The sequence below is a fragment of the Campylobacter sp. CCUG 57310 genome, assembly GCF_013201975.1.
Taxonomy (GTDB): Bacteria; Campylobacterota; Campylobacteria; order Campylobacterales; family Campylobacteraceae; genus Campylobacter_A; species Campylobacter_A canis.
Genome location: NZ_CP053845.1, coordinates 1,392,116 through 1,417,407, shown reverse-complemented (window position 1 = coordinate 1,417,407; position 25,292 = coordinate 1,392,116). Strand labels below are relative to the sequence as shown.

The 25,292-nt window shown below is 36.4% G+C and carries 30 protein-coding genes, 1 tRNA gene and 1 pseudogene; 13 read left to right on the top strand and 19 right to left on the bottom strand.

All coding sequences use genetic code 11. The features are described from left to right. The first annotated feature begins 13 nt into the window (after window positions 1–13). Genes dnaE through CORI_RS10865 form a run of 3 tightly spaced genes read left to right on the top strand, consistent with a single transcriptional unit; the run spans window position 14 to window position 3,995 of the window. Window positions 14–3,625 carry a DNA polymerase III subunit alpha gene (gene dnaE, locus CORI_RS07085; RefSeq protein WP_173031376.1) on the top strand — a complete coding sequence of 1,204 codons (3,612 nt, stop codon included), beginning with the start codon at window positions 14–16 and terminating at the stop codon, window positions 3,623–3,625. A gap of 3 nt (window positions 3,626–3,628) precedes the next feature. Beyond that, window positions 3,629–3,769, top strand: a complete 141-nt coding sequence (locus tag CORI_RS10605; RefSeq protein WP_216842241.1) for a hypothetical protein — start codon at window positions 3,629–3,631, stop codon at window positions 3,767–3,769. 52 nt (window positions 3,770–3,821) lie between these two features. Continuing rightward, entirely contained in the window at window positions 3,822–3,995 is a 174-nt protein-coding gene (locus CORI_RS10865; RefSeq protein ID WP_367889828.1) for a GNAT family N-acetyltransferase, read from the top strand. 187 nt (window positions 3,996–4,182) lie between these two features. On the opposite strand, the gene CORI_RS07075 is transcribed toward CORI_RS10865, so the two are convergent. The 3 genes from CORI_RS07075 to CORI_RS07065 are packed head-to-tail and all read right to left on the bottom strand — an operon-like array spanning window position 4,183 to window position 6,526. Continuing rightward, window positions 4,183–4,854, bottom strand: coding sequence for a cysteine hydrolase family protein (locus CORI_RS07075; protein WP_173031375.1), 672 nt, complete (start codon window positions 4,852–4,854; stop codon window positions 4,183–4,185). 24 nt (window positions 4,855–4,878) lie between these two features. After that, the gene (locus CORI_RS07070) at window positions 4,879–5,877 is read right to left on the bottom strand and encodes a PAS domain-containing sensor histidine kinase (protein ID WP_173031374.1); all 999 of its coding nucleotides are present in this window, start codon (window positions 5,875–5,877) and stop codon (window positions 4,879–4,881) included. Further along, window positions 5,870–6,526, bottom strand: coding sequence for a DUF234 domain-containing protein (locus CORI_RS07065; RefSeq protein WP_254064907.1), 657 nt, complete (start codon window positions 6,524–6,526; stop codon window positions 5,870–5,872). Before CORI_RS07065 ends, CORI_RS07070 begins: the two co-directional genes overlap by 8 nt. A 282-nt stretch (window positions 6,527–6,808) precedes the next feature. Here CORI_RS07065 and CORI_RS07060 point away from each other — a divergent pair, with 282 nt between their 5' ends. After that, window positions 6,809–8,128 (top strand): aminotransferase class V-fold PLP-dependent enzyme, encoded by a 1,320-nt coding sequence (locus tag CORI_RS07060; protein WP_173031373.1) that lies wholly within the window; start codon window positions 6,809–6,811, stop codon window positions 8,126–8,128. Between the two features lie 61 nt (window positions 8,129–8,189). On the opposite strand, the gene thiE is transcribed toward CORI_RS07060, so the two are convergent. Genes thiE through CORI_RS07030 form a run of 6 tightly spaced genes read right to left on the bottom strand, consistent with a single transcriptional unit; the run spans window position 8,190 to window position 12,271 of the window. Beyond that, the gene (thiE, locus tag CORI_RS07055; RefSeq protein WP_173031372.1) at window positions 8,190–8,792 is read right to left on the bottom strand and encodes a thiamine phosphate synthase; all 603 of its coding nucleotides are present in this window, start codon (window positions 8,790–8,792) and stop codon (window positions 8,190–8,192) included. Next, window positions 8,785–9,522, bottom strand: a complete 738-nt coding sequence (locus tag CORI_RS07050; protein WP_173031371.1) for a hydroxymethylpyrimidine/phosphomethylpyrimidine kinase — start codon at window positions 9,520–9,522, stop codon at window positions 8,785–8,787. Before CORI_RS07050 ends, thiE begins: the two co-directional genes overlap by 8 nt. Next, window positions 9,519–10,082 (bottom strand): hypothetical protein, encoded by a 564-nt coding sequence (locus CORI_RS07045; protein ID WP_173031370.1) that lies wholly within the window; start codon window positions 10,080–10,082, stop codon window positions 9,519–9,521. Before CORI_RS07045 ends, CORI_RS07050 begins: the two co-directional genes overlap by 4 nt. A 41-nt stretch (window positions 10,083–10,123) precedes the next feature. After that, a complete protein-coding gene (locus CORI_RS07040; RefSeq protein WP_173031369.1) occupies window positions 10,124–10,840 on the bottom strand; it encodes a basic amino acid ABC transporter substrate-binding protein in 717 nt (238 codons plus the stop codon). A 44-nt stretch (window positions 10,841–10,884) separates the two neighbouring features. After that, complete coding sequence (locus CORI_RS07035) at window positions 10,885–11,613, bottom strand: amino acid ABC transporter ATP-binding protein (RefSeq protein ID WP_169940388.1); 729 nt, start codon at window positions 11,611–11,613, stop codon at window positions 10,885–10,887. Next, on the bottom strand, window positions 11,606–12,271 hold the full coding sequence (locus CORI_RS07030; protein WP_254064982.1) for an amino acid ABC transporter permease: 666 nt from the start codon (window positions 12,269–12,271) through the stop codon (window positions 11,606–11,608). The genes CORI_RS07035 and CORI_RS07030 overlap by 8 nt, the downstream gene beginning before the upstream one ends. A 223-nt stretch (window positions 12,272–12,494) precedes the next feature. Here CORI_RS07030 and putP point away from each other — a divergent pair, with 223 nt between their 5' ends. Beyond that, window positions 12,495–13,985, top strand: coding sequence for a sodium/proline symporter PutP (gene putP / locus CORI_RS07025; protein WP_173031368.1), 1,491 nt, complete (start codon window positions 12,495–12,497; stop codon window positions 13,983–13,985). Further along, the gene (locus CORI_RS07020) at window positions 13,986–15,266 is read left to right on the top strand and encodes a DUF2130 domain-containing protein (protein WP_173031367.1); all 1,281 of its coding nucleotides are present in this window, start codon (window positions 13,986–13,988) and stop codon (window positions 15,264–15,266) included. It abuts the gene before it with no gap. A 9-nt stretch (window positions 15,267–15,275) separates the two neighbouring features. Here CORI_RS07020 and CORI_RS07015 read toward each other — a convergent pair whose 3' ends face one another. After that, entirely contained in the window at window positions 15,276–15,692 is a 417-nt protein-coding gene (locus CORI_RS07015; protein WP_173031366.1) for an SseB family protein, read from the bottom strand. A gap of 115 nt (window positions 15,693–15,807) precedes the next feature. Between CORI_RS07015 and CORI_RS07010 the strand changes: the two genes are divergently transcribed. Continuing rightward, window positions 15,808–15,884, top strand: a tRNA-Ile gene (locus tag CORI_RS07010). 435 nt (window positions 15,885–16,319) lie between these two features. On the opposite strand, the gene CORI_RS10805 is transcribed toward CORI_RS07010, so the two are convergent. Continuing rightward, a complete protein-coding gene (locus CORI_RS10805) occupies window positions 16,320–16,394 on the bottom strand; it encodes a hypothetical protein (RefSeq protein ID WP_301952212.1) in 75 nt (24 codons plus the stop codon). Beyond that, window positions 16,384–16,686, bottom strand: a pseudogene (locus CORI_RS10725) (DUF3164 family protein). The gene CORI_RS10805 and the pseudogene CORI_RS10725 overlap by 11 nt, the downstream one beginning before the upstream one ends. Window positions 16,687–16,816: 130 nt before the next feature. On the opposite strand from CORI_RS10725, the gene CORI_RS07000 reads away from it, so the two are divergent. Further along, window positions 16,817–17,419, top strand: a complete 603-nt coding sequence (locus CORI_RS07000) for a carboxylesterase (protein WP_173031365.1) — start codon at window positions 16,817–16,819, stop codon at window positions 17,417–17,419. A gap of 567 nt (window positions 17,420–17,986) precedes the next feature. Here the strand turns inward: CORI_RS07000 and CORI_RS06995 are convergent. From CORI_RS06995 to CORI_RS06965, 7 genes are all read right to left on the bottom strand, one after another. Then, on the bottom strand, window positions 17,987–18,412 hold the full coding sequence (locus CORI_RS06995) for a very short patch repair endonuclease (RefSeq protein ID WP_173031364.1): 426 nt from the start codon (window positions 18,410–18,412) through the stop codon (window positions 17,987–17,989). Continuing rightward, a complete protein-coding gene (locus CORI_RS06990) occupies window positions 18,412–19,431 on the bottom strand; it encodes a hypothetical protein (RefSeq protein WP_173031363.1) in 1,020 nt (339 codons plus the stop codon). Before CORI_RS06990 ends, CORI_RS06995 begins: the two co-directional genes overlap by 1 nt. 144 nt (window positions 19,432–19,575) lie before the next feature. Further along, a complete protein-coding gene (locus CORI_RS06985) occupies window positions 19,576–19,776 on the bottom strand; it encodes a hypothetical protein (RefSeq protein ID WP_173031362.1) in 201 nt (66 codons plus the stop codon). A gap of 22 nt (window positions 19,777–19,798) precedes the next feature. Beyond that, the gene (locus tag CORI_RS06980; protein ID WP_173031361.1) at window positions 19,799–21,910 is read right to left on the bottom strand and encodes an ATP-binding protein; all 2,112 of its coding nucleotides are present in this window, start codon (window positions 21,908–21,910) and stop codon (window positions 19,799–19,801) included. Beyond that, window positions 21,900–22,148: a DNA cytosine methyltransferase gene (locus CORI_RS06975; protein WP_173031360.1), complete on the bottom strand. Its 249-nt coding sequence runs from the start codon at window positions 22,146–22,148 to the stop codon at window positions 21,900–21,902. The genes CORI_RS06980 and CORI_RS06975 overlap by 11 nt, the downstream gene beginning before the upstream one ends. Continuing rightward, window positions 22,145–22,690, bottom strand: coding sequence for a DNA cytosine methyltransferase (locus tag CORI_RS06970; protein ID WP_173031359.1), 546 nt, complete (start codon window positions 22,688–22,690; stop codon window positions 22,145–22,147). Before CORI_RS06970 ends, CORI_RS06975 begins: the two co-directional genes overlap by 4 nt. A gap of 13 nt (window positions 22,691–22,703) precedes the next feature. Continuing rightward, complete coding sequence (locus tag CORI_RS06965; protein ID WP_301952211.1) at window positions 22,704–22,901, bottom strand: DNA cytosine methyltransferase; 198 nt, start codon at window positions 22,899–22,901, stop codon at window positions 22,704–22,706. 274 nt (window positions 22,902–23,175) lie between these two features. On the opposite strand from CORI_RS06965, the gene CORI_RS06960 reads away from it, so the two are divergent. From CORI_RS06960 to CORI_RS06940, 5 genes are all read left to right on the top strand, one after another. Further along, window positions 23,176–23,436 (top strand): type II toxin-antitoxin system RelB/DinJ family antitoxin, encoded by a 261-nt coding sequence (locus tag CORI_RS06960; RefSeq protein ID WP_173031357.1) that lies wholly within the window; start codon window positions 23,176–23,178, stop codon window positions 23,434–23,436. Between the two features lie 4 nt (window positions 23,437–23,440). Further along, entirely contained in the window at window positions 23,441–23,707 is a 267-nt protein-coding gene (locus CORI_RS06955; RefSeq protein WP_173031356.1) for a Txe/YoeB family addiction module toxin, read from the top strand. Between the two features lie 6 nt (window positions 23,708–23,713). Then, window positions 23,714–24,181: a GNAT family N-acetyltransferase gene (locus CORI_RS06950; RefSeq protein ID WP_173031355.1), complete on the top strand. Its 468-nt coding sequence runs from the start codon at window positions 23,714–23,716 to the stop codon at window positions 24,179–24,181. 349 nt (window positions 24,182–24,530) lie between these two features. Further along, complete coding sequence (locus CORI_RS06945) at window positions 24,531–24,761, top strand: type II toxin-antitoxin system HicA family toxin (RefSeq protein ID WP_173031354.1); 231 nt, start codon at window positions 24,531–24,533, stop codon at window positions 24,759–24,761. Continuing rightward, on the top strand, window positions 24,758–25,117 hold the full coding sequence (locus CORI_RS06940; RefSeq protein ID WP_173031353.1) for a type II toxin-antitoxin system HicB family antitoxin: 360 nt from the start codon (window positions 24,758–24,760) through the stop codon (window positions 25,115–25,117). Before CORI_RS06945 ends, CORI_RS06940 begins: the two co-directional genes overlap by 4 nt. Window positions 25,118–25,292 lie beyond the last annotated feature (175 nt).

Here is a 25,292-nt window from a genome sequence, read left to right as displayed (position 1 = left end):
TAAAGGAATGATTATGAGCGATTTTACACATTTACATCTGCATACCGAATACTCCTTGCTTGACGGAGCCAACAAGATAAAAGAGCTTGCCAAAACGCTTAAAAAACAAGGCGTAAGCTCGGTAGCAATAACAGATCATGGAAATATGTTTGGCGCAATTGATTTTTACAAGACGATGAAGGGCGAGGGCATAAAGCCTATAATCGGCATAGAAGCTTATATACACAACAGCGAAGATGTCGGAGATAAGAGCTCTAAGCAGCGCTTTCACCTGTGTCTTTTTGCTAAAAACGAGATCGGCTATAAAAATTTGATGTATCTAAGCTCAATGAGCTATATAGAGGGCTTTTACTATTATCCGCGTATCAATAAAAAACTATTAAGAGAGCATAGCGAGGGCGTGATATGTAGCTCCGCATGCCTTCAAGGCGAAGTAAATTGGCATCTAAACGAAAGCGAACGAAATTTGCGCTACGGAGCGGGCGGATATGAAAAAGCGCTTGAAGTGGCGCGCGAGTATAAGGAAATTTTCGGTGAGGACTTTTATCTTGAGATCATGCGCCACGGTATCGGTGATCAGCGCAGGATTGATGATCAAATTTTGCGTATAGCAAAAGAGCTTGACATAAAGATAATCGCCACTAACGATACACACTATACGTTCCAGCAAAGAGCCGACGCGCACGAAGTTTTCATGTGTATCGCGATGAACAAACTGCTTGATGATCCAAACCGCTTGCGCCATAGCGTGCATGAGTTTTACGTTAAGACTCCTGCTCAGATGAGCGAGCTTTTTGCCGATATCCCCGAAGCTATAGCAAACACGCAAGAGATTGCAGAAAAATGCAATCTTGAGATAAAGCTTGGCGACGCTACACCGCCAAATTTTAAATTTACTCTTGAATGCGCAGCCGAGCGAGGACTAAGTCTGCCGGAGCCTGATAATCGCTACAGCTTTGCAAACGACTCGGTATTTTTTGAGTATGAGTGCAGAAACGGTCTTGCCGAGCGGCTTAAATTTGTGCCTGAAGAAAAGCACGAAGAGTATAAAAAGCGCCTTGAAGTTGAGATAGATATCATAAATAAGATGAATTTTCCGGGCTACATGATGATCGTTTGGGATTTTATAAGGGAGGCTAAGAAGCGCGGCGTGCCGGTGGGTCCGGGACGTGGTTCTGCTGCCGGAAGCTTGGTGGCGTATAGTCTTAGGATAACGGATATCGATCCCATACCTTACAACTTGCTTTTTGAGAGGTTTTTAAATCCCGAGCGCGTAAGCATGCCCGATATTGACGTGGATTTTTGTCAGGATAGAAGAGGCGAGATAATTGATTATGTGATCGAAAAATACGGTAAATTTAACGTAGCTCAGGTTATAACGTTTGGTAAATTGCTTGCAAAAGGCGTCATCCGCGATGTTGCACGGGTTTGCAATATGCCTTATGCCGAGGCTGACGCGATGGCAAAGCTCATACCTGACGAGCTTGGCATAACTCTTGAGGGTGCTTTTGAAAAAGAACCAAAAATAAAAGAGCTCATCGATAAAAACGCAAATGCGGCTAGAATTTGGAAATTTGCACTTGACTTGGAGGGGTTAAACCGCAACGCAGGCATGCATGCGGCGGGAGTTGTTATCTCAAATGAAGAGCTTTGGAATAAGACTCCGCTATTTCGCCAGCCAAATAGCGCGGAAGATCACTTTGTAACGCAATATAGTCTAAAATATCTTGAGGATGTGGATCTTATCAAATTTGACTTCCTTGGACTTAAAACCCTAACGGTTATTAATAACGCTATAAAGCTTATCAAAAATCGCTTTGGTAAAGATATTATTTGGGAGACGATTGATATAAACGATAAAAAAACTTATGAGATTATTCAAAGCGGACAAGCGATAGGACTCTTTCAAGTGGAAGGTGAGGGTATGCGTAAGCTTGGCTTTAGCCTAAAGCCTGACTGTTTTGATGACATTATCGCGATGGTTGCACTTTATCGTCCTGGGCCTATGGATCTTATTCCTGATTTTGTTGCAAGGAAGCATAAAGAAGCCGAGATAACATATATTTTCCCGGAACTTGAGCCTATTTTAGCCCCTACTTACGGCGTTATCGTATATCAGGAGCAGGTTATGCAGATAGTTCAAACCATAGGCGGATTTAGTCTTGGAGGTGCAGACTTGGTGCGCCGTGCAATGGGTAAAAAGATAAAAGAGGAGATGGATAGGCTTAAAGGGCAGTTCGTAGAAGGTGCGATTACAAAGGGGCTAAACGGAACAAAGGCTGACGAGCTCTTTGAGATGATTTTGAAATTTGCCTCTTACGGATTTAACAAATCGCATGCCGCAGCTTATGCGATGATAATCTTTCAAACTGCATACCTAAAGACCTATTATCCTGCCGAATTTATGGCGGCGTTGCTAACGAGCGAGGAGGATAACGCGGATAAAATCGCAAAATACATCGACGAAACAAAGCGTATGAACATATCCATACTTCCACCTTGTATAAATCGCTCTATGCAAGAATTTAGCGTTGTTAGCGAAAACGGAAGCGACGCTATTATTTACGGTCTTGGAGCGATTAAAGGCGTTGGCGGTGCAGCGATAGAAAATATTATTGAGGAGCGTAAAAATGGAGAATTTAAAGAGCTTGACGATTTTGTTTCCCGTATAGACAGCTTTAGGGTAAATAGAAGAGTTGTTGAAAGCCTCATAAAATCAGGTGCTTTTGATACTTTTGGCTTTACTAGAAAGATGATGTTTAATAACCTTGATAATATAATGGAAGCTTGCAAAAGCGCTGCGCAGATTAAGAAAAATAGCGCAGAAAGCCTCTTTGGCGAAGATGAGAGCATGAATAACGTGAAGGTAAATTTGCTGGCGGACGATACGGAATTTGAGCTAAAAGAGAGGCTTTTATACGAAAGAGATAGCGTGGGAATTTATCTTTCGGGTCATCCTTTGCAGGACTTTAAGGCGCAAATTGACGAGATAAGCTATACTTTAAGCTCGGAATTTGAAAGTGTCGGCGAGAGTGCGGAGCTGCTTGTGGTTGGAAAGATCGAAGATATCAGCACGAGGATAGCTAAAAATAGCGGCAAGAAAATCGGCACTTTAAACGTGCTTGATTTTCACGGAAATATCGAAATAACGCTATTTGATCGCGAACTTGCCGAGCTTGAAAAGCTTGGAAATGCAGTTTATGAGACTCCTTACGCCTTTAAGATAAACTTCTCTCGAGACGGACAGTTCAACCGCATAAGGCTTATAGAGATGGTTAGTCTTGAGGACGCTAAGGATATGAATTTTAAGGCGCGAACCTTTAAGAAGCGAAATTTTAACGGCAACGGAAGTTATCAAAACGGCTCTAACGGCTCAAATTTAAAAGAAAAGCCTAGAAATTTAACACCGCTTGAGCTCAATTTGGACATGGTAAGCCTTAGCAAGGATATGATAACAAATATCTACCGCCTAGCTCAGCAAGATCACCGCAATGGAGTTGAAAAGAACAATAAAAGTCTAATCATCAAGATAGCTAACCCCGCGCAAAATCAAATTTTAGTTTATAACACGGAATTTGTAGTAAGCGATAATTTTGAAGAAAAGGTAAATAGCTTAGCAGTATAAACAGTGACTATACAAAACAGTTCAAAAGACGATGTAGGCGACATTTTATATCTTTATGACGAGGCGGTTAAGCTTCAAAAGATAAAAGGTGCTGCTCCTTTGCCGAAATTTAGCCGTGAGTTTATAAATGCTGAGATCAAATAAAATAGGCGGTTTAACATAAAAATAGAGGGCACAATAGCTTGCGTTTGGGCGGATAGCCTTTGGTGCCGCTCAAATTTGGCAAGAAAGAAGCGCGGATGCGGCCATTATACATCGTATAGCGGTAAATCGTAGCTTTAGAGGGCAAAATTTAGTTTGGCATATAGTAGATTGGGCTAAAGAGTATGCTCTAAAAAGTAGTAAAATTTTATCAGGCTTGATACGATAGGTGAAAATTTAGGGTTTATTAAGCATTGTCAAAAGTGCGGATTTTTCTTCCTTGGACTTACTGAGCTAAATGATACTAAAGGCTTGCCCGCTCATTATCAAAATGCTAAAGTAAGCCTTTTTGAAATTCGTCTTTAATATCTAGAATAAGCCGCTTTTAGGTCGGTTTTGTTTAAATTCACCTAAATTTATTCAAGAGATTTGACAACTTTTATATTTGCCGCTATTTGCATATGTCGTAAAAACACCAGATGATAAAAATCGCCGTTGTGCCAAGGCGCGTCGTAGGTTTGCACCAGATCGCTTACTACGATAACTTCGCGTTTTATGTTTTTTTCGTTTGCGCTTAGCTTGATGTGAAGGGCTAGGTTGTAAACGCAAAGATCGGTGCAGTCACCAAAGATGACAAAGGTATTGACATTTGGATTTTGCTCTAAAAAGCGGTTAAATCCGTCGCAATATGCCGAACTTATCGAGTTTTTATAATAAATTTTCATCTCATCAAAAAAGCTTAAATTTTTAATCTCATCTATCGTTTCAGCCTCGCTTGTCCCTGTTATCGCATGTGGCGGAAATGCGTCAAATTCGCTTGAAATTTCACCGTGATTATCTTGGATTAAGATGAAATTTTTAAAGCTAAATTCATCGTGCGCTCTTTTAAATGTATCTGCCAAATTTTTAGCTATAGCGCCCACTCTAGGACTAGATAACGCGCCCTCACAGCAAAAGCCGTTTATCATATCTACGCTTACGAAGGCGATATTTTTGCCACCGTTTTTAAAAAGCTCGCTCATCTTAAGTGGTTTTAGCTCTTCGTGCCAAATTTCTAATTCGTCTAAAATTTTTCTATCAAGTTTCATTTTTGCCTTTCAAATTTTATAAATTTACTCGCTTTTTGCCTTATAAATAGGCAAATTTATGCAAAATCGCTTCGGATTTAGCATGATTTCGATACTTCCTTTGTGTGCGTTTATGATCTGCAAGCACAGGTGCAACCCAAGCCCGTTTCCTTTAAGCTTGCTCGTCTTAAACGGCTCAAAGACGATTTGCGCATTTGCTATATCTACTCCGCTATCAAATATGACGAAGCGATGCTCCTCGGCTGTTTTTTCATAATCAAGCCTCATCTCCCCGCTTTCATCATCGCCTTGCTCAATCGCGTCAATCGCGTTAAAAAGCATGTTTTGAAAGACTATCGCAAGCAGGTCTTTGTCGCCATTATAGTAAGCGTTTGGAAAATTTAAGTTGAAATTTATCTCTTTTGAGTAGGCGTAGTAGGCGATGGCTTCCTCGCATTCGCTTTTTAATTCGTTAAAATTAAACACGCTAGGATTTATGCTAAGACCTTTTGTAAAGAGCAGGGTTGCTTTGATGATACGTTCTACTCGCCAAATGGCCCTTTGAATTTCGCTTACTACGGGCTTTGTTTTTTCATCGGCTCGCTTTAAAAGGGTTGAAGTTAGAAGCGAGATCGAACCTATGGGATTTCTTATCTCGTGAGCTAAGTGAGCGGCAACCTGTCCCATGGAGGCTAGTCGCTCTGTTCGCTTTTCTTTTGTTATGTCTGTTGCCGAGATGATTTTTTTGCCGTTTTTTTGAGTTGTTTTTATGAGATAAATTTGACCGTGTAGTTCTATCTCTTCGCTATTTTCATCGATTAAATTTAAAAGTTTTGGAATTTTAAGCGCTTCTGAGTTTTGCAAGAAAATTTCGCCCTTTTCATCTATAACCCAGATGGCGGTGGGCAAAATTTCCACGATCTCTTTTATGAAATTTTGCAAATTTGAGTATGAATTCGTGAGGTTTTTATACTCTTGCTCGATTAGATAAGTCTGCTCTATCAGGCTTTTTAACCCATCTTGTATGCTTGTTTTTTCATCCATTTATCAGCTCCTCAAAATCTTTCATATCAAAAAGCATTACTCGCTCGTCTTTTAATCTCTCAAGCTCTTTACTAAAGCCGCTCTTTGAAAAAAGCGCAAATTTATACGGTTCAAGCTGCAATCTGCCACATTTTTTAGCAAGCAAATTTAGCACATTTTTGCATATCTTATGCTCTTTAAATTTCGCCTCTCCGACTATGATCTGCTCGTTAATTTTTAAAAACAGATCGATCTCAACCTCTCTTGTCCACAGGCTACTTACTCTATCAAATTCTACGCCAAATTTGTGCGCCAAAAGCTCCCTACAAATAAGCTCAAATCCAAAGCTCGCATAATCATCAAAATTCGCCCTTATATCTCGCATAACGTTATCAAATTTAGCCTCTTCAAGCAGGCTTAAATTTGGCTCTATAAATCTAAACCAAAATCTAGTGAAATTATCGCTAAAACGTATTTTATCCTCTACCTGATATCTTCTTAAATGCTTTTTTAAAAGCTGTCCTTTTGGCGCTTTTATAGGCTTTTCAAGGCTCTTTTCGACACTTATGAGTTCTCTTTCAAAAAGCTCTTTATAAACTCGTTTGGCAACTTGTTGGGAGAAAATTTTATGGATATTAAACCGCTTTCTATCGCTTTTTGCAAGGCGCATTAGTGCAAGGCTAAGTTCGTTTTTAAGCGGAGTGTTAAAGCTAAATTTTGGTTTTAAATTTTGAAATTCTCTTACTATACAAACCTCAATCGCCTCAAAAACATCGTAAAAATTTGCACTTATATCATGAGCGTCAAAAACGCAATGGAAATTTATAAGCTCATGTATATCAAGGTGTTTGAAGCGTTTATAAGAGGATTTTAACGTATGGATTTGTTCTCCTTTTTAGCCCATTTTAGCACACTTTTGGTTATAATCACTTTTAAAAACTAAGGCGAGAATGTGCTGAATTTGGATGAAGTTAGAAAAAATATCATTTTAAAAGACGGAATTTATTATTTTGATTATACCGCTTCGGGGCTTGCTTATGAGCCTATCGAAAAAGAAGTTTTAAAATTTCTAAAAACTTACGCCAATACACATTCTGATAGCTCATCAAATGCCATTTTAACCCAGCGCAGATACGAAAACGCAAGAAGCGAGCTTAAAAATTTACTTGCTCTTAACGATGAGTTCTATCTCATTGGTTGCGGAAGCGGAGCAAGTGCCGCGATAAAGAAATTTCAAGAGATCATGGGGCTTTATATACCGCCAAATACTCGCAAAAGATACAATATAAAAGCGATTTCAAATTTGCCTTTAGTTATCGTGGGGCCTTACGAACACCACTCAAACGAAGTTAGTTTTCGCGAAGGTATGTGCGATGTCTTTAGAATAGGGCTTGATGAAGACGGCGGAATTGATTTTAAAATGCTTGAGCGTGTGCTTGAGATGAATAAAAACCGCGAGATCATCGCCTCTTTTAGCGCAGCTTCAAACGTTACGGGTGTTATTAGCGATTATAAAAGAATTTATGAGATGATTAAAGCTCATGGCGGAGTACTTGCTCTTGATGCGTCAAGTATTAGCGCTTATGCCAATGTGGATTGCAATTATTTTGATGCGCTGTTTCTAGCGCCTCATAAACTGCTTGGCGGGGTCGGAAGCTGTGGGCTTTTGGCGATTAGAAAATCGCTTATAGATAGCTGTGAGCCTACTTTTGCGGCTGGCGGAACGGTGGCTTACGTAAGCAGGACGAGTCATCAGTTTGTAAAGAATTTCGAGCAGCTAGAAGAGGGCGGCACTCCGGGGATAATTCAGATGATAAGGGCGAATTTGGCCTATAAGCTTAGAAACGAGATCGGATTTGAGCGTATTAAAGAGCGTGAAGATGAATTAAACGAGCTGTTTGCAAACGAACTTGCAAATATCGATGACGTGATATGCTACTCGCCTAAAAATTTGGCTCGCGTGCCGATATTTGCATTTAATGTTAAAGGCATTTCGCCTTATGATTTTGCCGCAACTCTTAGTAATGACTACGGCATACAAACCCGAGCAGGATGTGCTTGTGCAGGACCTTACGGGCATGATTTGCTAAATTTAAAAGACAATCAAACATTTGACAAAAAGCCCGGCTGGGTTAGAGTGAGCCTGCACTATACGCATACTAAAGACGATGTGCTTTATCTTATAAGCGCTATTAAAAAAAGTATCGAGAAGCATAAAAACGTTTGGGGCGAGGAGCTTGCGCTTCACTCGATATTTGCAGGTAAAATTTAAGAATTGACAACTATTGCATATATAATTTTATAAAATTTTATTTTTTCATGTTTTGAAAATACTACAAAAATCTGCTTAAATTTCTGTAATTTTCGCTTATGTTTTCAGGTTTATAAAGAGCTGAGATAACGGCGATAAGATCTATTTCAAGAGCTAAAATTATATCGATATTTTGAGCGTTTATGCCGCCGATTACGCAGATTGGTATATCTAAAATTTCTTTAGCTTGCAGTATAGTTTCAAAAGAGCACCTTGTCGCGGCGGGCTTTGTAGGGCTTGAAAAAACGCTACCAAATGCCACGTAGCTTGCTCTTGCGTCTTGCGCCTTAATGGCTAAATTTATGTCGTCATAGCAACTTGCACCTATAAATGCATCTTTGCCTAAAATTTCTCGCATAGCTTTTATGTCGCCGTCGTCTTTACCGATATGAACGCATTTCGCTCCGATTTTTTTAGCAAAAGCCACATCGTCATTTACGATAAATTTCGCTCCGAAATCATCGCAAAGCGCTAGCAGCTTGCGTGCTAAATTTTCATCTTTAACGGCTTTTTTGCTTCTATATTGAAAATGTTTTATCCCGCATTCTAAAATTTCACGAGTTTGCTCTAAGATAGTATCATCGGGAGTTAAAATATCATCGCTAATCGCATAAATTTCAGCCATTAAATCCTGCTTTGTGATTTAAAATTCTCACGCCGAATTTGCTTGTGTGTGCTGATTTTATAGAGTTTAAGATGAATTTTTTAGCGATTTTGATCGCCTTTTTCGTGTCATTTCCTAATGCAATAGCGCAAGCAAGCGCACTGGCAAAACTGCATCCGGCTCCATGTATTATCTTTGGCTCTATCAACTCCTCTTGGAATTTAATTATCTCGCCGGCTTTTGTGTGCAATGTATCTTCGCAAATTTCATCTGCTACAGTTCTTTTAAAGATGATGTCACATGGCAAATTTGAAGTATCGATATTTAAAACACGCGCTTCGTATATGTTTGGAGTGGCTATCGTTGCCAGATTTAAAAGCTCTCTTAGCTCGTCTATCGCGTCATCTTTAAGCAGGTTTGCTCCCGATTTTGCAACGCAGACAGGATCAATAACGGTTGGCACATTAAGACGCTCTATCCAGCCTTTAGCACACAAGATAAGCTCTTTATTAAAGAGCATTCCGACTTTGATCGCATCTATCTTAAGCTCGTCTGTTATCATTTTAAGCTGTGCGTTTAAAAATTCGCCCGAAACCTCACTGATAGCGCTTACGCCGTCGGTGTTTTGCGCAGTAAGAGCAGTAATCGCCGTTGCGCTGTAGCAGCCAAAGGCTTCGCAGGTCTTGATATCAGCCTGAATACCGGCTCCTCCGACGCTATCAGATCCTGCTATGATAAGTATGTTTTTCATTCATTTGCCTCTTTAAACTCTATTTGAATTTTTGGTTTTTCCTCTTCTTCTTGTGTTTCGTCCCACAATATCTCTTGCTCGTTATCTTCTTTTGGTTTTGCTTCGGGCTTCTTGCCGCTTTGGAAGCACTCGAAAATTTCGGGAAATTTATCTTTTATCTTGTTTGAAGTTACCTTTATCTTCTTATATTCTTTGTTTTTTGGTTTGGCTAGAGCGTTTTTTACTAGAGTTTTGTTTAAAATTCTGCTATTATCGCTTACCTCGCAAAGCCATCTATCGCCTAAATTTTGTTTGGCTTCAAGGTAAAAATTCCTTCCGGGTTTTATAAATTTATAAATTTCATCTTCGTAAAATTTATTAAATTCTTCTAGCTGTTTTTCATCGTCTATGCATTTTTTTAGTTTATAAATTTCAATACCGTAAAGCTTGCACGGAGCTGATTTTATAGGATTTATCTTAAAAACAAAAGTATCGTCGTTTATCTTTTTGACAAAGGTTGCGATTACTTTTTGATCGGCTAAAGCGAAAGTAGGAATAAGTAAAAAAACAAAAAGAGCCACGCAACTTTTAAATTTGAGTTTAAAAATTGCGTGAGAGGTTATCATTTAAGATCGTATTTTTCTAGTAGTTTATCGTAAGTGCCGTCTTGTTTAAGCTCTTTTAAAGCAGCATTTATCTTCTCTATCAGATCTAAATTTTTGTCTTTATCAAAAGCTATAGAAAACCCTTCGCTTCCGTCTGATTCTTTATGAAATTCTTCCAGATCAGGATTTTTCTTAAGGTATCCGTATCCTATAGAGCTGTCAAATATCACCGCGTCAAGCTTGCCTGTTTTTAGTCCAAGCGTTAGACTTACGGTCTCTTCGGCTGGAGTTACTTTAGCTCCTTTTATCTCTTTTGCCGCCATCTCTTGAACCGTGCCAAGTTGCACGCCTACTTTTTTACCGCTTAAGCTCTCTTTATCTTTTATAGCGTCATTGCCTTTCTTGCGAAGGTAGATATTTTCAGTTAAATAGTAAGCGTCGGTAAAATCAATAGACTTTCTTCTTTCGTCAGTTGCGCTCATCGCGCTTGCGATCACGTTTATTTTGCCTGTTTTAAGAGCAACAATAAGTCCGTCGAAATTCATATTTACGAACTGGTATTTAAATCCTACTTTTTTAGAAAGAGCATCTATCAGATCTATATCAAAACCAGCAATCTTGTTTTGATCGTCGATAAACTCAAACGGCGGATAGTTTGCGGCTGTTCCTACTTTAAGTTCGGTAGCGCCAAGGCTAACTAAGCCCGCCAAAAGCAGTGCGAATAATTTTTTCATCTAACTCTCCTTAATGAAATTTGCGTAATTATAATACTTTAAAATTAATGATTTAACACTTTTCCTAAAAATTCTTTTAGTCTTTGATTTTGCGGATTTTCAAAGATATTTTTAGGTGTATCATCTACGGTAATTTTGCCCCCGTCCATGAAAAATATACGGTTTGCCACATTTCTTGCAAAGCCCATTTCGTGAGTAACTACAAGCATCGTTAGGCCTTTGGCTGCGACATCTCTCATGATATCAAGCACTTCTCCGATCATCTCCGGATCAAGCGCTGAGGTCGGCTCGTCAAAAAGTATCACGTCAGGATTCATGGCAAGCGCTCTGGCTATAGCTATGCGTTGTTTTTGTCCGCCTGAAAGTTTGTGTGGGAAGGCATATTTTTTATCAAGCAATCCTACGCTTTTAAGAAGTTCGTCGGCTCTTTTTTCCGCATCCGTTTTGCTTAAAATTCCCGCTTTAATCGGAGCTAGAGTTAAATTTTCTAGGACGTTTTTGTTTGCAAACAGATTAAAATGCTGAAAAACCATACTTATCTTTTGGCGAATTTTATTTATATCGGCTTTTTTGCTCAGTATATCTTCGCCGTTTATCTTGATATGTCCGCTTGTAGGCTCTTCAAGACGGTTTATGCAGCGCAAAAATGTACTTTTACCCCCGCCGCTTGGTCCGATGATGGCTATTACCTCGCCTTGTTTGATATCTACGCTAATATCTTTTAAAACCTGCAAATCGCCGTAGTTTTTGTTTAAATTTCTAATCTCAATCATGTCTATTTAGCCTCTCTTCAAGCTTTTTAGCCAAATACGAAAAAATTTTAACACTTGTATAGTAAACCACGCCCGCAAATATAAGCGGCTTTGGGTTGTAAAGAACCGATTGAAAGCTTCTGCTTTGCATCGTGATATCGGCTACGCTTATGAAGCCTACGATGGATGTTTCTTTAAACAGCGATATAAATTCATTGGCAAGAGCGGGAAGGATGTTTTTTGTCGCTTGAGGGATTATGATTTGTCCCATTGAGGTTGAGTAATCAAGCCCCATAGCGCGCGCCGCTTCCATCTGTCCTCTATCTACGCTAGCGATACCGCTTCTAACGATTTCTGCGACGTATGCGGAGCTATTTAACCCAAGAGCTACGATGGCTGCGTATAAATTTTCAAACGAAACAAGTATGATAAACGCAAAAACCATAAGCTGGAGCATGAGCGGAGTGCCGCGCAAGATGTCGATGTATTCGTCTATGATAAAAGTAAGCGGCTTGATCTTTAAGAAGCGTAAAAACGCAAGGAAAAATCCAAGTACTATGCCTATGGTTATACCGCCTGCGGTTAGTATGAGAGTTGTTTTATAACTTTGCAGATATGCTAAGCGCTGAGTTGCGTTAAGCTCGGTAGGGTAGGTAAAATAAACACCGACACAGACTATGGTTAAGAAAAAAAGAAGCTTGAAAAATTTCTCGTTCAATTTGGTTGCCTTTAATGAAACGTAAATGTCAAATATACAAAAAAATTGATATTTTTTTGCTTAATTGATACTGTTTTAGTGTGAAATTTCCGCTCATACGAGCAAATTTAAGAGAGCAAATTTTTAAATTTTAATAAATTTAATGTTAATATATCGCTTTAAATTTAACCAAAAGGCTTGTTTTATGGAATTTGGCGCATATCTTGCTATTGCTCTTTATTTTGGATTTTTATTGTTTGTCGGTAAGTATTCTTATAACAAAAACGCAAATATGAGTGAGTACTTGCTGGATAATCGCAGACTAGGACCGGTTGTAACGGCTCTTAGCGCAGGAGCTAGCGATATGAGCGGTTGGATGTTGCTTGGAGTGCCAGGTGCGCTTTATGCTACAGGTATCGCAAACGTCTGGATTGCGATAGGACTTACTATAGGAGCGTATTGTAACTATCTATTTTTGGCTAAAAGGCTTCGCGTTTATACCGAAGTTGCAAGCGATAGTATAACTATTCCTGATTTTTTAGAAAACCGATTTAAAGACAACACTAAAATTTTGCGTATAGTCTCAGGCGTGGTTATACTTGTATTTTTTACTCTTTACGTAAGTAGCGGTATCATCGCGGGCGGCAAGAGCTTTGAGAGTTTTTTCGGGCTTGATTTTAAAATAGGAGCGATATTTACACTATTTATCGTTGTGTTTTATACTTTTTTTGGCGGATTTAGAGCGGTTGCGATAACCGATGCTTTTCAAGGTTCGCTTATGTTTTTAGTGCTTATTTTAGTCCCTACCGTTGCGTTTTTTAACATCGAAATTCCAAGTGGAACTAGCCTTTGGAGTGAGATTAGTAAATACGGCGAAAACCACCTAAATTTATTTCACAATCAGACATTTTTAAGCATACTAGGACTCATGGCTTGGGGTCTTGGATACTTCGGACAACCTCATATCATAGTGCGTTTTATGGCGATAAGAAGCTCTAGCGAGCTTGCTCAGGCGCGCAGGATAGGTATCGGCTGGATGGCGCTTGGGCTCATTGGCGCTATCATGAGCGGGCTTATAGGCTTTGTTTATTATAGTCAGCTTGGCATGCCTTTAAAAGACTCTGAAACCGTATTTTTAAAGCTTGGGGAGACGCTGTTTCATCCGTTTATCGTAGGAGTTATCATTTCAGCCGTTCTTTCAGCGATCATGAGTACGATTTCAAGCCAGCTTTTAGTCAGCGCAAGCTCTGTTACGAAGGACTTTATTCTTGCATTTTATAAAAAAGAAGTCGATGAAAAGACGCAGGTGATATTTGGCAGATATGCCGTAGTTGTGGTTGCTTTAGTGGCAACACTCTTGGCATTTGGCTCAACCGATACCGTGCTGGGAGTGGTAGGTAACGCTTGGGCCGGATTTGGGGCTAGCTTTGGACCTGTGCTTTTGTTTAGTCTTTATTATAAGCGCATGAGCGCTCTGGCGGCACTTGCAGGAATGATAGTCGGTGGCATAACAGTGCTTGCATGGATAGCTTTTGGGCTAAATTCTTACGTTTATGAAATTTTGCCGGGCTTTGTAGCTTCAAGTATCGCTATTATAGCAATTAGCATCTGGGGCGATGCCATAGATAAGATGACAAATGAGCCAAATCAGAAAGTCGTGCAGGATGAATTTGAAAAGATGAAGACGAGATTATAAATGAAAGATAGCGTAAAATGCCCAAACTGCGGGTTTGATGTAGATGTAAATTCGGCTTTTAAAAGCCAAGTCGAACAGGAATTTAACCAAAAATTAGCCGCCGAAAAAAAGAATTTTGAAAAAGAGGTTGAGGCTAAAAGAGAGCAGTATAAGACGCATTTAGAGCAGCTAAACGCAAAGCAAAAGGAGCTTGAAGCTAAGCAGGCGGAATTTGACGCTAGAGTAGCTGAGGCTTTAAAGCTTAGGCAAAGTGAGCTTGAAGCACAGATAAAGATAAAATTTGAAAATGAAAATTTAGCCGCTGTAAATGCGCTAAAAGCCGAGCTTGAAGCCAAGTCGAAGCAGGTTAGCGAGCTAAATTTAAAAACCGTGGAAATAGAAAAACTCAAACGCGAAAAAGATGAGCTTGAAGCAAGTATCAAGGCTAAAAGCGAGCTTGAATTTTCGGCTAAGTTGCAAGCCGAAAAGGAGCGCTTGCAAAAGGAAATTTCATCTGCCAATGAGCTTAAATTTCGCCAAAAAGATGAGCAGATGGAAGCGCTTAAAAAGCAGCTGAGCGAAGCTCAAAGACGCATAGAGCAGGGTAGCCAGCAGCTTCAAGGTGAGGTGCAGGAGCTTGCGATCGAGGAGTGGTTGAGGGCGAAATTCCCGCTTGATACTATCGAGGAGGTTAAAAAGGGCGCAAACGGCGCTGACTGCATGCAGATAGTAAATACTAGAGAGGTGCAAAACTGCGGTAAAATTTACTATGAAAGCAAGCGAACCAAGAACTTTTCAAATGAGTGGATAGAGAAATTTAGATCCGATATGCGCTCAAGCGGTGCTGACGTGGGAGTGCTTGTGAGCGAAGCCCGCCCAAAAGATATGGAGCGGCTGGGGCTGGTTGATGGAGTGTGGGTGTGTTCGTATGAGGAGTTTAAGGCGCTTAGCTTCGTGCTTAGAAATTCGGTGATTGAGCTAAATTTCGCTAAAAGCTCCGTGCAAAATAAAACAGGCAAAATCGAGCTTCTTTACTCTTATCTAACGAGCAATGAGTTTAAAATGCGAATTGAGGCTATCGTAGAGGGCTTTACTTCTATGCAAGAAGACTTGATAAAAGAGCAAAATGCGATGAAGCGAATTTGGAAAAGCCGCGAAAAACAGATAGAAAAGGTTCGTGATAATGCAATAGAGATGTTTGGCTCGATCAAAGGTATCGCAGGAAATTCTATCGGCGAGATAAAGACGCTTGAGCTTGGATTTGATGAGAGCGTTGCTCAAAGCGAGCTGGAAAACGAGTGAAATTTAAGGTTAAATTTCACAAATTTGCTTAATTGTCTTGAAATTTAAGATTAGATTATACGAAAATGCGTCTATAACTATGCCAGTGTATTTTTCTTTTGATGCTTCTAGCATAGCAAGATAGTTTTTAAGCTCTAAATTTAAAATTTCTTGTTCGCTATCGTTTCTCCACCTCATCATCTCTTCTTTGCTTGTAAAAGCGGGAAAATAGCTAAGATCGCTCTCTTCGTCTTCAAGAAGAATAAATTTGATATTTGAGCCTTCTTCTTCATAAAATGCCTTTCCGTCAGGCTTCGCTAGGGCTTGATTGATAATAACAGGAGCCATAAACTGGGCTTTTTTAAGCTCTTGTATAAGGTTATTTTCATTTTCTTTGCCTGGATTATCTAAAAAAAATTGCATCGCTTTAGTTAAATTTGTATTCATTTTGTCGCTTTCGTTTTTAAATTTAATGACAATTATACATTTTTAAAAAATTAAAACAAAATTTAGCGATAAATAAGGTTTGCATTGTTATAATCACAACTTCAATTCAACTAGCGGGTTCATAGCTCAGTTGGTTAGAGCATCCGGCTCATAACCGGATGGTCCCAGGTTCGAGTCCTGGTGAACCCACCATTACATACTTTCAGTGTATTTTTACCTTCTTTTACCATACTTTTACTGTATAAAAAATTACCTAAAATTCGTTTATATTCCACTTTTTAGCTTTTATTTCCATAATTTTGAAATACAATAGTTTTACTTTTATTAGGTGGCAAATGGGGTGGCAAGCAAACTATTAGGTGGCAAGGCAAAATTCAACTCTAATAACACAAATATAAAGCCATAGTAAATATTGCTATAAGCTATCTGATAGATAAAAAGTTGAGTTTCTTATATATTTGAAGCTTTAAATTAAAGGTTAAAAGTATTAAATTTTTAGTTTTTGCATTTGCCAGATCATGCAGTAGTTGTTGTAGGTTCGTCTCTAAAGCCTACTGGTATCTGTATTGACATTTCATCTCTTTTTTATCGCCGCAAAATCAAGCTGTATCATGGTTATTTTAGTATCTACTTTATTCTTGGCTTTTTCTTGAATCTTATATAGCTTTTTGTACCTATTATCTTAGTCGCTTCATCTACCATAGGCATTGCTTCTTTTCATTTTGGAGCCTCGATCGGATATTACTTTAAGCCTTAGTATCTGTTTTACGTCTATCTTGCCGTTTTTAACATCAAATGCTCTTGTGGTAAGAGTTCTTATCTCTGCATCCGCGCCTTAGGTCTTTTTATCAAGATATTCATCGATTTTCTCCTTTGCAAGAATCAATCTTTGGTCAAAACTTATCTGTTTTTGTATTTGTATTTGAACCTCTTTTGTACCATTGAAGCTTTTTAGAGTAACACTTCCGATTTTTGAGTTTTCAAAGCCTGTCAAGTCCGTATTTTTGTCTTAAAAGCTTCACAAAAGATTCGTACTGGCTATTGATGAATGACAAAATATATGAAAAATAATATAATGCAACAAAAACGAGTTGGGCAAATTAAAATTTATCAAGGCAACTATAATGAAAAATGCTGTCATATACATACACGGTAAAGGTGGAAACGTCCGAGAGGCTGACTACTACAAAAAATTTTTCAGCGATGAACATGACGTTATAGGTTTTGATTACAAGGCAGAATTTCCTTGGGAAGCTAAGATGGAATTTCCGAAATTCTATGAATTTATAGCACCTCAATATCGTGAAATTTTCTTAATAGCAAATAGTATAGGTGCTTATTATTCCATGTTGTCATTGAAGGATAAATCTATCAAAGAAGCTATGCTTATTTCGCCGATCGTAGATATGGAAAAATTAATTTTAAATATGATGATATGGGAAAACGTATCAGAAGAGAAGCTGTATAAAGAAAAAACAATTACAACATCCTTTGGAGAAACGTTATCCTGGAAATATCTTTCTTATGTTAGAGATAATCCGATCGCTTGGAATGTACCGACTAGCATTCTTTATGCCGAGAATGATAATATGACTTCTTTGGAAACAATGACAAATTTTGCAAATAAGATAAGTGCAAATTTGACGGTTATGAAAAACGGAGAGCATTGGTTTCATACAGAACAACAAATGATTTTTCTAGATAATTGGTTTAAGAAATTTATATAACAAATTATAATTTAATACAGAATATATAAGCCTATAAAAGGCAATTAAACAATGATTGCAGAATGTGATGTAGGGGCAAGCGCTAATAGCATTCGAAATCTCGGTTTTAGTTTTCATCGTGAACAGCTGATATATAAAGGCAAGTTAATTCTTCAACTTCATGCCATGGATTCTGATAAAATCGCGACTCCTTATTAGAAGCTGGCGAAATTTAAGATAAAGGAATTTTGATTTGGCTTAGCTTAGACGGTTTTAATGAGTTTGTAGAGGGGTTAAGAGCAAATCAAGTTCGGCTAAACAAAGTTTATTCCTCAACGAACGGGTTAGCACACATTTGGAGTTTAGTTTCGCGATTCTTGATGGATATCGGATTGTAATGTCTAGTCTTTTCGAGTGTCCGATCGTAGAAAAGTAATGAATCGATGACTAAAAAGCGGACAATCAATGAAAGTAGAGTTTCTTGTAAAATTAAATACTTAAAGTGTTTAGTATTCTGTCTGACGCCTTACAACAACAGTATTTATTGCAAGTTTTTAGCGTAATTAAATCATAGATAATATTTTATGATTACCGAGGTTTATTTTCAATTAAAAATGATTTTAATTTTTCCAATGTATTATCTCTAAATATGCCAATGAGCTCACACCCCCAAATTATATACACTTTCCATCCAGATTCTTCAATTATTTTTACATTTTTCTTGTCTCTGTTTATATTGGAAGCTATTTTTTTGTGCCAAAAGTCTTGTTTGCTTTTCGGCAATGCACCGACTTTGCAATCGTGTCCATGCCAGAAACAACCGTGTATAAATACAATAGTTTTATATTTTGGTAATACTATGTCCGGTTTGCCTGGATAGCGCTTATCGTTTTTTCTGTACCTAAAACCATTTGCGAATAGAAATTTTCTTACTATAATTTCAAGCTTTGTATCTTTATTATGAATTTGCGACATTATCTCGGATCGTTTTTGTTTTGTAAAAATATCTGGCATTATTCTATAATCGGAAGCCCTAGTCTTGATACGTAAGAAGACATTTTTTGTAGAATATCGGCGAATAATCTTCTTTTTGCTCTAAATAAAATTTTGTAAGCTTTTTTATTTTGCAAATTTTCTTTTGCTTCAAATGTTATTATTCTAAAATCAAACACGGCACAATATATTTTATTTTTGTTTTCAATACTCAATTTAAAAGGTTTAAATTCTTTATAATAACAATCTTTACTTAGGTTATCTTTTATGATTTTTATATTATCTTTGCTGTATTCAAACATAAAACCATAGAGCAATCTATGTCGTAATGCTTTGTTGTTTAAAAAATCGCAAGGAGGAGTCATGTCGATAACAATCGGAATAAGGTCTGTAATCTTGTGTTTTTTGATTTCAAGTCCTGCTTCGGGATATTTTAAAATATGCTTTTTCCTAATGATCTTGTACGCTATGCCTGGAATAATCGGTTTATTTTTAATATCCTCTCCCGGTTTTATTAACATCTGACTATTTAAAGCGGCTATTATATCTAATACATCCATAGGGGTATTCTTTGTTTCTATCAGTTTTGTTTTTGTGTCTTTTATATCAATTGCAATTTCTTTTTTGATGTTTTTAAAAATTTTAGTTTTAAAATCAATATTTTCGGCTTCCGATAATAATAAATCGTTAAAAGCCCTAAATGCATTATCTGAATACTCTTCTGGCAAATCGGTATTTTCATCAACCTTATCATTACCGTTTTCTATCTTGCTCATAGCCATTTTTGCCAAAACATATTCCATGTTGTTGCTATTTGTAAGATGATTTGGAACAATGTCAAAAATAGAACGCAATATTTTAGCTTTGCTATTGTCAATCAAATTGCTCCAGTTGATTAAAAAATTTGCTGCAATGTCTTCTTTTAGTTTCTTCTCAAGATCGTCTAGGACAGTATCAAAAGTATTTGATAGATATTTTGTTTTATCCATACTGATTATAAACAAAGGAAAATCATATTTGTATTTATCTTTTTCTTGCATTTTTGTTTTAAATTCATCAATATGGTCTTCGTGCTTTGTCCACATAACTAAGCCGTAAATGCTAAAATCTTTGCCTATGGCTTTTTGTAAAAAGCGGTCTTAAAACAGAAGATATGTTGTACGTAGCATCTTTACTTTCATCTATCATAAAATCACAAAAATAAGCTTTCTATTTAAAAACGGTTTTTTATATTTTTTATCTATTCCGGATTTACTTTTAGGCGGGTTTTCATATTTAACCATTATGTCCTTTTTTTCCAAGCATTTTTTTAATTTTTTAATTTCTTCCTCGTTGTCGTCTATTATCAAAACGCTTCTTGCAAAATCGGATAGAAAACTACTCACAAATAACTCCTTTTATTTATTTCTATTGCATCGGAAAACATAACGCTACAATAGCTTTGGTTGCGCCTTTTTCTATGACTTCGCCAGGAAAATTTATATCTTGCTCATCTAAAAATAGCATTTTTCCTTTCATGGCTTTCATCATTTCATCCGCTATATGTAAACCAAGTCCAGAGCCTATACTATTTGGTTTTTTTGTAATAAACGGCTTTATCGCTATATCTGTAGGCAAACCAAACCCTGGACCATTGTCGGATACAACTATAGAACCGTGACCGTTTATTATCTTGTCTGTTACGTAAAGAGATATGCTTGCGTTTGGTGTTCTTGAATAAGAGAGCCAAAATATAGAGTTGTCCAGCAAATTTGTAAGAACTGCGATCGTCTCGCTTTTTGCATAGTAAGCTTCTAAATTTTCAGTCGAATCAAGCAAGATTTCGATCTTGTGATCTTCGAAACGAAATTCATAGTTATCGACAGCTGTTTTAACTATGCTTGACAATAATCCTTTTTTTATTTTAGAAGACTTTATTAATATAGAGTATCCTTGTATAATCTTTTCAAGTTGCTTTGATAGGCTTAGAGCCTTCTCTTTTTGATTATTGTCGATAGTATGAAATAATGAAGCTATTAGTTTTTCTATTTCGTGTATAACTACACTTAAATTTAATCCGGCATTTGCACTTTTTATTAAAATTTCTTTAACTTCAGTATATTGCTTGTTGATTCTATAAATATATCTTATGATGTCTTGTTTTAAGTCGTCTTCCGATACTTTCTCTCTAACAAGATTTAACAACTCGTCTAAATCCGATAAAACTGGCTCCATAACTTTATGTTTTTTATATAGAGTTGTTAATCGCGCTTTGTCTTCATTTCTTTCATTTACAATTAAATCAAGAGTATAATTAATAGCATCAACAAATGCTTGATACGCTTCGTTTTCGACAAATCCTTCACGGTTTGTTTTTTCTTTGAGATCCAAGCTTTCCAGTCTATTAATTTTTACCGAACCTATAACAATATGGTTGCTTATATTTCCACCAAGCCTACGAACTCTTCTTATGTCTATACCCAGCCAATCATTGTCTTTTTCTCCATAATCATATACTCTTACTCCATCGCGATAGACACGAATACCTCCATTTTCTTTTAAGTACTCTTTTACGGATGTTTTTTCAGTATTTACCCAACTAAATATTTGACTATCTAGATCAAATATCGCTATATCAAATTCTATTTTTCCTATCTTAAATTTTGAGAGATCTATCGGAATTTCCTTTTTTCCGGAATAACTTTTTAGTTCTAATTCATATGATTGAAAATCCTTGGTTGTTTTTTCTCTTCCGTTTTTTACTTGCAAGAGCGTTTCCCAAGGCTTAAATTTATATTCTATATTTACTATTTTATCGCCTGCGATAGTGGCTTTACCTAAATACAAAGCTGCGCCTACGATATCTTTAAATTCTGGAAGACCTTTAAAAATATCGCTATTTGAAGATATGTTAACTTTAAAATCATCATTAACATCGTCAAATGGACTATTTAACGAATTTATGGATCTATGTACGTTCCTAATTTGTCTATTGTTCCACTCTGACTTTAATTCTGATATAATTATTTTTGTTCCGGTTTTTGATTTAAAATATTTTGGAGTATCGTTTTCGGTAATTAAAACTTTAAAGTCATCTATATTATCGATTTCTCTAAGCTTGCCCCAGTCTATTGCAAGCTCGACTTCTTTGCTATCGATCCGCCTGCTAATTAGCAAAATTTTCTCTCCTAGTTTATGAACGCCTAATCTACCTATACCTTTTTCCCCTAATGGTATTCTTTTGCTTGTGTCATTATTGTTTAAACTTTTGCTAATTTGTTTATGTTTATACTCGGTTCCTATGACAAGCCAGATATTTTTTATGATATATGCGCTCATTCCGTCGCCATTGTCCTCTATTATTATTTTTTCTAGCTTATTTCTATCTTTATTAAATTCAAAAAATACTGAACAAAGTGTAGCGTTGGCATCATAAGCGTTTTTAACTAGCTCAAGCAAAGCCATATCTTCACTTTTTATCAAGTCTTCACCTAGATGGGATAAAATTCTAGGAGATACTTTAAAATTTTCATTCGCCATTTAAGCTCCTCATTATAGATTCTCCTATTTTTTTAGCGAATTCCGGGGGTACCGCATTGCCTATCATACGAGCCATATTTTCTTTGTTTCCGTAAAATACATAATTTTTTGGAAAAGTCTGAAGTGTAGCTCCTTCTCTTATTGATATGACCCTATCTTCCTCGGGATGTCCAAAACGACCATTCGAGATGCTGAAAAAACGAGTTGTAATAGTCGGAGCGGGCTTATCCCAACTCATACGACTATAGCTATCCTCGAAACCTGTCCCTTTAAAAAATTTTCGTTTTTTTGCGGCATTTCCACCGTTTTTAGGTGTTTTTTTAGAGCTATCAAATTTTCATTGCTAAGCCCAGCGACACTGTGCTGAAAATCGCTTTCGTCCTTATGTCCTGCTTCCACTTTTACAAAACCGTTTAATTCTCCCAAAAAATCTTTCACAACCTTCTTTTCTCCTGATTTAATGGGAGAGATTTTATTTTTACAAACTCTCGATGCTATTAATGAAAATCTTTTTCTGGTTTGAGGAACACCGTATTCGTTTAAATTATATACGCCGTATTCCACAACGTACCCCATACTATCCAGATCTTCCATAAAAGTCTTCAGTCCACTTTCCGTTGCATTTCTCTCTAAGCCGGGAACGTTTTCAACGACTACAAATCCGGGATTAAAATATCTTACAAACCTATGGAATTCCTTGAGTAGATCTTTTGATTTTTGAGATTTTTTCTTGTTGGTCTGTATAATGGACCAATACTGGCAAGGACTACAGCCTATCAATATTAAATTATCGTCATTTTTTAATATTTACGGCATTTGACAGTTCCGACTCTTTAAGACTAAAAACATCGGCGAGTATAAATTTTGTTTTAGAGTTATTTTTTTCATATGTTTCTTTTACTCTTAAATCGTTGTCTATGCCTGCTATAACTTCTATGCCAGCTTGCGTTATACCGTGTGTCATACCGCCTCCTGAGCAGAAGAAGTCAATAGCTTTAAGTTTTTTTTCATTTATAAACTCTTATTTTAAAATGTAGTTGATTATATCAAAATATTGATTAAGCGATTATTGTTAATTTAAACAATACCGATAAATATTTTTAGATGCGTCTAAAGGAGCGTATGAATGATAATAAAATTTTAAATTAAAATAATATTAATATAATTATTTTATGAAATATACAAAATAAAATATATATATTTGTAAATAATCTGATATAATATATCATTACAAATATAATATAATGCTTTAAAAAGGAGATATTATGGCCACACAAAGTGTAAATGTAAATTTTAGAATGGATTATGATTTAAAAAAGGATTTAGAACAAGTTTGTTCCGAGATGGGATTAACTATGACTTCGGCTTTTACAATGTTTGCTAAAAAAGTAATTAGAGAACGTAAGATACCTTTTGAGATTTCCGGTGATCCGTTTTACGGTCAAGATAACATTAGCAGATTGGAAAATTCAATTAGGCAACTGCAAAAAGGCGACGGTACCATACACGAGCTTATAGAAGAGTAAGCGCATGAAAAAAATATGGTCTGATAATGCTTGGGAAGATTATCTTTATTGGCAAAGTCAAGATAAGAACATGTTAAAGAGAATAAACAGACTTATTAAGGACATTGAGCGTAACGGATATAAGTGTATCGGTAAACCGGAGCCACTCAAAGGAAATCTATCCGGATTTTATAGCGTCAGAATAGACGAAAAACATCGTTTAGTATTTAGACTAACCAATCAAGATACCATAGAGATAGCTCAATGTAAAACACATTATGGAGATAAGTAAAATAAAATGCTAACCCTATATATTCCAAAACTTCAAGATCTATGGTTTAGAGAAAAAATGTTAAGCGATGAAAAGACAATGGAGTATAATCGCTCTTGGAGAGGTACAATTTCCTTTCCACAGTATGAGTGGGAGCAATGGCATAATAAATGGATCTCAAATAAAGATAATAGATATTTTTATAGATACATACAAAAAGACAATGAATTTATAGGTGAAGTTGCTTATCATTTTGATGATAAAAGAAGTATATATGTTGTAAACGTTATTATATATGCACCTTACCGTAAAAAAGGATATGGCAAGAAATCATTAATTCTATTGTGTGAAAAAGCAAGAGATAACGGTATCAAAGAGATATATGACTATATAGCAATTGATAATACAGCAATAAAACTATTTCTAAGTTGCGGTTTTAAAGAAGAGTATAGAACAACTGAGTATGTTATGTTAAAAAAGGTGTTGGTTGATTAAGAAAATTATTTATATTAATTTAAGTCCTGCAATACCTCATTTGCATAACTTGTTCTATTCCATTTTCTGTAGCGAATCAAGTTTTGAATTAAAAGACGACGAAAAGGCAGACCGGACAATAGATATTATAGATGCTACTAAGTTAGCATAAATTAAAAACCTGCATAGATAATAATTTGTCTATGCAGGTTTTTATAGGAGTGTATAATATTTGAACTACATTATAGAACTATCTATAAATTCGTAACAAATATACAAGTCTTTTATTCTTGCAACATGAAACTTTTATCACGCTAATTTATCTTGCTTTAACTATTTTTGTGTATAATACACAATAAAGGCTTAGAGTATGAGTAGAAAAGACAAATTACTGAAAGAGCTTGAAAACAATCCAACTAATGTAAGATTTGAAGTTTTAGAAAAACTGTTAAAAGAGTATGGATTTGAGCTAAAAAGCGTAAAAGGTTCTCATCATAGTTTTTCAAACGGAAAACTATTAATTACACTGCCTTATCATAAACCTATGAAAATCTTTTACGTTAAAGCGGTTTTAAAAGCCATAAAAGGAGAATGGAGATGAAAAAAGATATAAACTACTACTTAAATTTACCATACAAAATAGAACTAAAAAAGATACCTGAAAACGAAGGCGGTGGCTGGGGTGCTTTCATGCCTGAATTTAACGGAACTGCATTTTTTTACGGAGATGGAGAGAGTAAGACTGAGGCATTAGATGAACTTGAAATCGCTTTTAAGGCTACATTAGAGACTTTACTAGAAAGCGGATCTGTAATACCTGAGCCTATCAGCGAAGAAAAAAGAGTAAGAGTAAATGTAAATTTGCCTAAAACATTACTAGAAAAAATTGACAAAGTAAGCTCAAACCGCTCTAAATTTTTAACCGATGCAGCAAATTTAAAACTAGCTAGCATTTAAGTTAAAAATAAATCAAAAAAACAAAGTCTTTGAATAGAGCAGGCTCAAAATTTTTTAAAACAACTTATTTAAACTACTTAAGACTTGGTTTGGCATTTTTTACGTTATTATGTAGCAAATGCACAAGACTTTCATTTTAAAACAGTCTAAAATTCTCATGGCATTAAACAAAGTA